Here is a 7211-nt window from a genome sequence, read left to right as displayed (position 1 = left end):
GGCAGCCGCAGCATGTCGACCACGCTGCGGATCAGCCGGCGCCGGCCCTCGGTGAACGGCGGGAAGAACAGCTTGACCAGCATCAGCGGCGTGGCGCGCAGCACCGCGCGTTCATGCGAGAACGCGAGGAAGCCGAAATGGCCGTGGGCGCTGCCGATGCCGGAATTGTTGACGCCGCCGAACGGCAGCCCGCCGTGCGCAAAGTGCATCACACAGTGGTTGACGCAGGCGCCGCCGGAACTGGTGCGCGCCAGCACGGTGTCGATTTCCTTCTTGTCGCGGCTCCAGATGTAGAGCGCCAGCGGCTTGGGACGCGCGTTGATTTCCGCGATCACCGTGTCGAGCTTCGCATAGCCGAGGATGGGCAAGAGCGGGCCGAAGATCTCCTCCTCCATGATGTCGGCGTCCGGCGGGACCCGGTCGAGCAGGGTCGGCGCCACATAGCATTGCGCCAGGTCGACCTCGCCGCCGGTCTGCACCGCCGCGCCGCGCGCGACCGCATCCGACAGCAGGGATGCAACGCGCTGCGTATGCCGCTGGTTCACGATGCGGGTAAGGTCGGCGCTGCGCTTCTGGTCGGCGGCGCTCGTGCCGTAACGCGCCTGCAGTACCTTGCGGCATTCGGCGACGAAGGCATCCTTCACCGTGTCGTGCACGTACACATAATCGGGAGCGACGCAGGTCTGGCCGGCATTGAGGAATTTCCCCCACATCAGCGTTTCCGCCGCGACGCGGAGATCGGCGCTTTCGGTGACGATGGTCGGCGACTTGCCGCCGAGTTCCAGCGTCACGCTGGTCAGGTGCTTCGCGGCGGCCGCCATCACGACCTTGCCGACCGCGGGCGATCCGGTAAAGAAGATATGATCGAACGGCAGCTCGAGCAGCGCCTGCGAGGTCGCCAGGCCGCCTTCGAACAGCGCGACTTCGCTGGCCGGGAAGACGTCGCCGATGATGCGTCCCATCAGCGCCGATACCGCGGGCGTCATCTCGGAAGGCTTGATGATCGCCGTATTGCCGGCCGCAAGCGCCGACACCAGCGGGCCGAAGCACAGCGACAGCGGATAGTTCCACGGCGCGATGATCAGCACCCGGCCGCGCGGCTGGTACTGCACCGCTGCCCTGGTGCCGAGCATGGTGGAGGTCGGCATCACGCGGCGCGGCTTCATCCAGCGTTTGAGGCTGCCGATCGCGTGGCGCATCTCATCCATCACCGGCAGCAGTTCCGATGCCTCCACCTCGGACGGCGACTTGCGGTAATCCTGGCGGAACGCCTCATAGAAGGCTTCGCGCTGCGCCATCATCGCATCGCGCAGGCGCTTGATGCGCGCGATGCGCTCCTGCGCGGTCGATTGCCGCCAGCGCAGCGCCGTCTCCTGCTGGCTGTCGAATGCCGCGCGCATCTGCGCCGGATCGCTTTCAGCCTGCGCCGGCACCGCCGCAAGCGTACGTTCAGGCTGGACTGACACCGTTGTTTGCATTTTTTCTCCTGTCAGAAGACAAATATCACCGCTACCGGGCGCAGCGCCACGCCTGGTCATCCTGTTGCAAGGGGGCCGCGAATGCCGGCGCAAGATCGACAGTCCGGCTCCGCCTGCTGCCCTTTGGCAATTTCGATTTCGTAATCCGGAGCGCGTGCGCCCTTATTCCCGGTCATGATACCCGGCCTGCGGGTATCGCCGCCAATCATCTCGGGCATGACCTTGCATCGCTTCGCCTCCAATGAGCAATCCGCATGCAGGAAAGCCGGCGCATGTTTTTGCGCCATCTGAGAATCAATGTAATCAAATTTCAGCCGGTTTTTTTGCCTTTGAAAGCCAATTGCTTGACATTTCACGCCATGAGCGCCGAACCGGCGTAGCCCGCCGCATCCGTCGGAAAAAACTGACCCGGCCCATGCGTTTCGGCCGCGACCCGGCCCCGGAAAAAAAACAGGGTGCATCGCTGCACCCTGAAAGCTCGCTCGATCAACCCTTTACCGCATCTTTACCTGGTCAGCATGCTCAACGTGCCGCGCCCCTTCGCGTAGATCATGCCGAGGCTGTACTGCGCGCCGGCGTGGCCCTGATCGGCCGCCTTGCGATACCAGTCCAGCGCCTGCGCGACGTCCTGACGCACACCCTCGCCGTTGTTGTACAGGACGCCGAGCTGGAACTGCGCGCCGGCATCGCCCTGGTCGGCGGCGCGGCGGTACCACTGCGCCGCCTGCATGAAATCCTGCTTGACGCCGATGCCGCGCCGGTACATGTTGCCGAGGTTGTACTGCGCGGTCGCATATCCCTGTTCGGCCGCCTTGCGGTACCACTGCGCAGCTTCCGCGTGATCCTGCTGCGTGCCCTGGCCGCCGGCCAGCAGCAGGTCGCCCAGCTTGTTCTGCGCATGGGCGTCGCCCTGGAAGCCCGACTTGCGGTGCCAGTGCACCGCCATCGCATAGTCCTGGTCCACTCCCAGCCCCTTCATGTACATGTCGGCCAGGTTGTGCTGCGCCAGAGCGTGGCCCTGCTCCGCTGCACGGCGATACCATTCGGACGCCTCGAGGTAATCCTGCGCGATGCCCTCGCCGTTGAAATACATCAGCCCGATGTTGTACTGCGCGCCGGCGTCGCCCTGCGCGGCAGCCTTGCTGTACCACTGGAAGGCTTCGCCGAAGTCGCGGCGCACGCCTTCGCCGTTGTAGTACATCAGGCCGAGATTGACCTGCGCACCCATGTCGCCGGCTTCGGCCGCCTTGCGATACCACTGCGCGGCCGTCGCATAATCCTGCTTCACGCCGAGCCCCTTGCGGTACATGTTGGCGAGGTTGTTCAATGCCTGCGCACTGCCCTGCTCCGCGGCGCGCCGGTACCAGTACATCGCCATGCGCGGGTTCTGCGGCACGCCTTGGCCGTTGGTGTACATGTTGCCGAGGTTGATCTGCGCCAGCGCATGGCCCTGCTCCGCCGCGCGGCGATACCACTGCAGCGCCTGGTCGTAATCCTGGACCACGCCCTGGCCGTTGTTGTACAGCGCGCTGGCGAGGTTGAGCTGCGCCGACATGCGATCCTGCTCGCCCGGCTTGCGGTATTTCGGCAGGTCGAGGTCGAGTTCGGCCAGCTCGCCGTGCTCAAAACGCACCCCGGCATTGACCGGCGCGCTGGCGTAGCCCAGGTCGGCCGCCTTGCGATACCAGAGCACCGCCTGCCTGTGGTTCTGCTGCACGCCCTGGCCCAGCGTATACAGGTTGCCGAGGTTGATCTGGGCCAGCGGATAGCCTTGCTCGGCGGCCTTGCGATACCAGTTCGCCGCCTGCGCGAAATCCTGCTTCACGCCTTCGCCGCGCTCATGCAGCCAGCCAAGCTGGTATTGCGCCCGGGCATCCCCCTGCTCGGCGAGCGGACGCCATTCGTTCAGCGCATTCGTGAAGTCGTTCTTGTTGTAGGCGGCCATGCCCTCCACGTAGCCGGCCTGGGCGGCGGCGGAGAAAAGGGAAGCGATGAAAAGGGGAATGATGTGTCGGCGCATGATTTCCACGGTTAAAGTAGTTGAGGCGTGGGAAGATATTAAAATGACATGAGATGCGGAAACAGCGGATTGCGATGACCGCAGGAGCCAAAGAATTGGCTTTGCGAGACAAGCCGAGCGCCGTCGGGAACCAAAGCGCGGCAGGTTGATGCATGATCCTGCGCCTTGGCTTGCGCTGCCGCAAACGCTTGCGTTTTCGCATGGCTGCAGTCGCGAGAGGATGCCCCCAAATCCGACCCCGCATCCCCTCGGGTTGCACTGCCTAAACCCGCCTCCCCTCCCGGCATATCCGTCCCGAGGCCGTGCACCGCGCTAGCCGGCTTTACCGCTCCTAGCCGTCCGCAAGTTCACGGAATTTTGCAGCTTTACCCCAGCCAATATATCCTTGTCGACACATTACCTGCCCATCGCAGCGGCATACTCCGTTCAAACGCCTGACGTACTGCGCATGCGGCAGCAATCCTGGGGACAACGGGAGGAGACATTCCATGAGCGCTGTTTCGCGCATGATCGATCACGTGGCCGGCGACGACCCGAAGATGCGCAGGCTGATCACCTACTGGGGCGCAACCGTGCTGCTCTATGTGCTGTCCCTGTCCATCCTCTGGGTCGAAGTCCTGGCCGGCGCGGCCCGGCGCGCGCCGGTCGTCGGCCTGACGGTGCTGGCGGTCGCCGGACACAGTTTTTTCTATGTCCTGATCCGCCTGAGCAAGCGCCTTGACCTGGCGCCGGCACAACTGTCCGTCTATCAGGGGCGCTTCGCCGTCGTCTGCACCGTGGCCGGCTATTCGGTGATGGGCCCCCTGCGCGGTGCTTCCCTCGTCATTCTCCTCGTCATCCTGGTCTTTTGCGCATTCACGCTCGAGGCAAGGAAAACCCATGCGCTCAGCGTTTTCGCGCTGACGCTGCTCGGCCTGGCGATGCTGTCCATGAAGTTCACCGCGCCGGAATTGTTCAACCCCAAGACGGAACTGATCCACTTCACGCTCAGCGGCTCGATGCTGCTGGTGGTGGCCACGCTGACCGGCCGGCTGAGCGAATTGCGCGCCGGGTTCAAGGCGCAGAACAAGGCGCTGGTCGAAGCGCTGGCGCATATCCAGATGCTCGCCACGCGTGACGAACTCACCGCCTTGCCGAACCGGCGCTACATGATCGATCTGCTCGACCGCGAATGGGCGCGCCGGATTCCGGGCGACATGCCGCCCTGCCTGGCGCTGCTGGACATCGACTGGTTCAAGAAAATAAACGACTCCTACGGGCATGCCGCCGGCGACGCGGTGCTGCGCGCGTTTTCGCAGGCGTGCCTGCAGAACCTGCGCGCCAACGATGTCATTGCGCGCTGGGGCGGCGAGGAATTCCTGCTGTATCTGCCGCACACGCAGCTCGACGCGGCAATCACGACCATCGAACGGCTGCGCGACCAGTTGCGCTCGTTGCGGCTCGACAGCGCCGGCGTTGCGGTCCAAGTGACTTTTTCCGCCGGCCTGATCGAACTCGGCGCGGGTGAGCCGATCGACGCGGGCATCCAGAGGGCGGACGCGATGCTGTATCAAGCCAAGGCGGATGGCCGTGACCGCATCGTCGCATGCGGTGGAGAGGCAGTGACATGCCTCACCGAGGCGCGCTGCAGCGGGACAATCTGACAGTGCGCGTTGTGATGCCTGCGCATCTCCCTCACAATAGCGTCCTGCAGCCCCGTGATCTTCCCGACATAACATGAAGGAGCCTTGCATGCATGATAATTCTGCGCCCGTGGCTTTGATTCTTGGCGCTAACGGCCGCCTCGGCCACGCGGCGGTCGAGGCATTCAGCAATGCGGGGTGGAAGGTGATCGCTCAAAGCCGGTCCGCGCAACGGGATGCGCTGCCGCGCGCCGTGGTTTCCGTGCAATGCGACCCGTTGGATACCGACGAACTGGTACGCCGTTGCGGCGCCGTCCAGGTAATCGTCAACGGCTTGAATCCGGCGTATACCGAATGGGAACGGCTGGTTCCACCGATCACCCGGAGCGCGCTGGCGCTTGCACGCCGTACCGGCGCGCTCCTGATGCTCCCCGGGAATGTCTACAACTTCGGCAACGCATTGCCGGAGCACCTGGCCGAAGACACGCCCCAGGCAGCGAACACCTCGAAGGCGAGGATCCGGATCGAACTGGAAAGGCAGATGCAATCGGCTGCAACCGAGGGAGTACGGAGCGTCGTCATCCGCGCCGGCGATTTCCTCGGCGGGAACGTGCCCGGCACCTGGATCGACCTGGTCATTGCCAAAAAACTGGACAAGCAGGAAGTCGTTTATCCGGGGCCGCCGGACCTGCCGCATGCCTGGGCCTACCTGCCGGACCTGGCACAGGTATTTGTCGCCGTCGCCGAACGCCGCGATGCATTGGCGCCGTTCGAGGTGCTCCATTACGGCGGGCTGACGCTCACCGGCCTCGAACTGTTCCATGCGCTCGAAGCCGCCGCCGGCCGCCCGCTCAAGCTGCGGCAGATGCCATGGTGGCTGCTGAAGATGGCCTCCCCCGTGGTGCCGATGTTCCGCGCACTGCTGGAGATGCGCTATCTCTGGCAACGTCCGCACCGCCTCGACGAATCGAAGCTGCGCAAACTGATCGGTACCGTTCCCCATACCCCGATTGTGGAAGCGTTACGGCAAAGCTTGCCGCCGGAGACAATCGCGCCGGGCGGCGTCAAGCGGACAGCCGGGGCGGATGCCGGCCCCGGATGATCGAAGAAGCGCGTCTGCGTGACGCCGGCGTCCTGCGCTCCCCGTAGCGCGCGATGTCATGCGCGGCCTGCAGGGTGGCGTCTGCCGAGGCGCGCCGGAACGTGATCGATTTTCATGACATCTAATGGTGTGAATCGGTAAAGATCCGGAGCCAACATGCAAGCGCAGAATTCCAGACCAGACTTCCACCGGCACTCGGATGCCGAACTCGTCGCGTGCTCCGCCCTTGGCGATCACCGCGCCTTCGAAGTCATGATGCGCCGCTACAACCGTGCGCTCTACCGGACGGCGCGCAGCATCGTGAAGGACGATGCCGAAGCCGAGGACATCCTGCAGGACTCCTACCTGCTCGCCTATCGCAACCTCGACAGGTTTCGCGGCGACGCCAGCCTTGCCACCTGGCTGACGCGCATCGTCGTCAACGAGGCGCTGGGGCGCATACGCAAGAATAACCGCAGGGCGCAGATCATCCAGATCGTCCCTGAATCCCAACCGGAAGAGGACACGTCGGAGGCCGCCATGAACCCGCCCGTGAACGAATCCCGCCTGGACCAGCCGGAGCACGCGGCGATGCGGGCGGACACGCGGCGCCTGATCGAGTCCGGAATCGACGCCCTGCCCGATAACTTCCGCACCGTCTTTGTCCTGCGGGCGGTCGAGGAATTATCGGTCGAGCAGACCGCAGCCGCGCTCGACATTCCGGAAGCGACGGTGCGCAGCCGTTATTTCCGCGCCAGGAGCATGCTTCGCGAGGCGCTCGCCCGCGAATTCGACCAGGCGCTCGAAACGGCCTTCTCGTTCGACGGCGCGCGCTGCGACCGCATCGTGGCCGGCGTTCTCGCGCGACTCTGAATTCCTTTTCCGGGGCCAAGCCCCGCTTTCACTCACATCCTTCCCTGAAAGGAGATGGCCATGTCTTTCCTGCTTTTTTCGGATGCATCCGATCCCGCCACCCGCCGCGGCTTCCTCGGCAAGTCCGGCCTGCTGCT

General features: G+C 64.5%; 6 protein-coding genes. 3 read left to right on the top strand and 3 right to left on the bottom strand.

Going from position 1 to position 7211, the window contains the following annotated elements; translation table 11 throughout:
• The 3 genes from VEC01_RS20330 to VEC01_RS20320 form a co-directional block, all read right to left on the bottom strand.
• The coding region (locus tag VEC01_RS20330) for an aldehyde dehydrogenase family protein (RefSeq protein WP_324902742.1) at positions 1 to 1478 on the bottom strand (1478 nt) is incomplete at its 3' end.
• A 56-nt stretch (positions 1479 to 1534) separates the two neighbouring features.
• Positions 1535 to 1834 carry a hypothetical protein gene (locus VEC01_RS20325; protein WP_324902741.1) on the bottom strand — a complete coding sequence of 100 codons (300 nt, stop codon included), beginning with the start codon at positions 1832 to 1834 and terminating at the stop codon, positions 1535 to 1537.
• Positions 1835 to 1983: 149 nt separating this feature from the next.
• A complete protein-coding gene (locus VEC01_RS20320) occupies positions 1984 to 3498 on the bottom strand; it encodes a tetratricopeptide repeat protein (RefSeq protein WP_324902740.1) in 1515 nt (504 codons plus the stop codon).
• Between the two features lie 488 nt (positions 3499 to 3986).
• On the opposite strand from VEC01_RS20320, the gene VEC01_RS20315 reads away from it, so the two are divergent.
• The 3 genes from VEC01_RS20315 (at position 3987) to VEC01_RS20305 (ending at position 7074) form a co-directional block, all read left to right on the top strand.
• Positions 3987 to 5141, top strand: a complete 1155-nt coding sequence (locus VEC01_RS20315) for a GGDEF domain-containing protein (RefSeq protein ID WP_324902739.1) — start codon at positions 3987 to 3989, stop codon at positions 5139 to 5141.
• A gap of 88 nt (positions 5142 to 5229) precedes the next feature.
• Positions 5230 to 6222: an NAD-dependent epimerase/dehydratase family protein gene (locus VEC01_RS20310; protein WP_324902738.1), complete on the top strand. Its 993-nt coding sequence runs from the start codon at positions 5230 to 5232 to the stop codon at positions 6220 to 6222.
• 156 nt (positions 6223 to 6378) lie between these two features.
• Complete coding sequence (locus VEC01_RS20305) at positions 6379 to 7074, top strand: RNA polymerase sigma factor (RefSeq protein ID WP_324902737.1); 696 nt, start codon at positions 6379 to 6381, stop codon at positions 7072 to 7074.
• Positions 7075 to 7211: the final 137 nt, after the last annotated feature.

Source organism: Noviherbaspirillum sp., from assembly GCF_035627455.1.
Lineage (GTDB): Bacteria > Pseudomonadota > Gammaproteobacteria > Burkholderiales > Burkholderiaceae_D > Noviherbaspirillum.
This window is presented reverse-complemented; position numbering and strand designations above follow the sequence as displayed.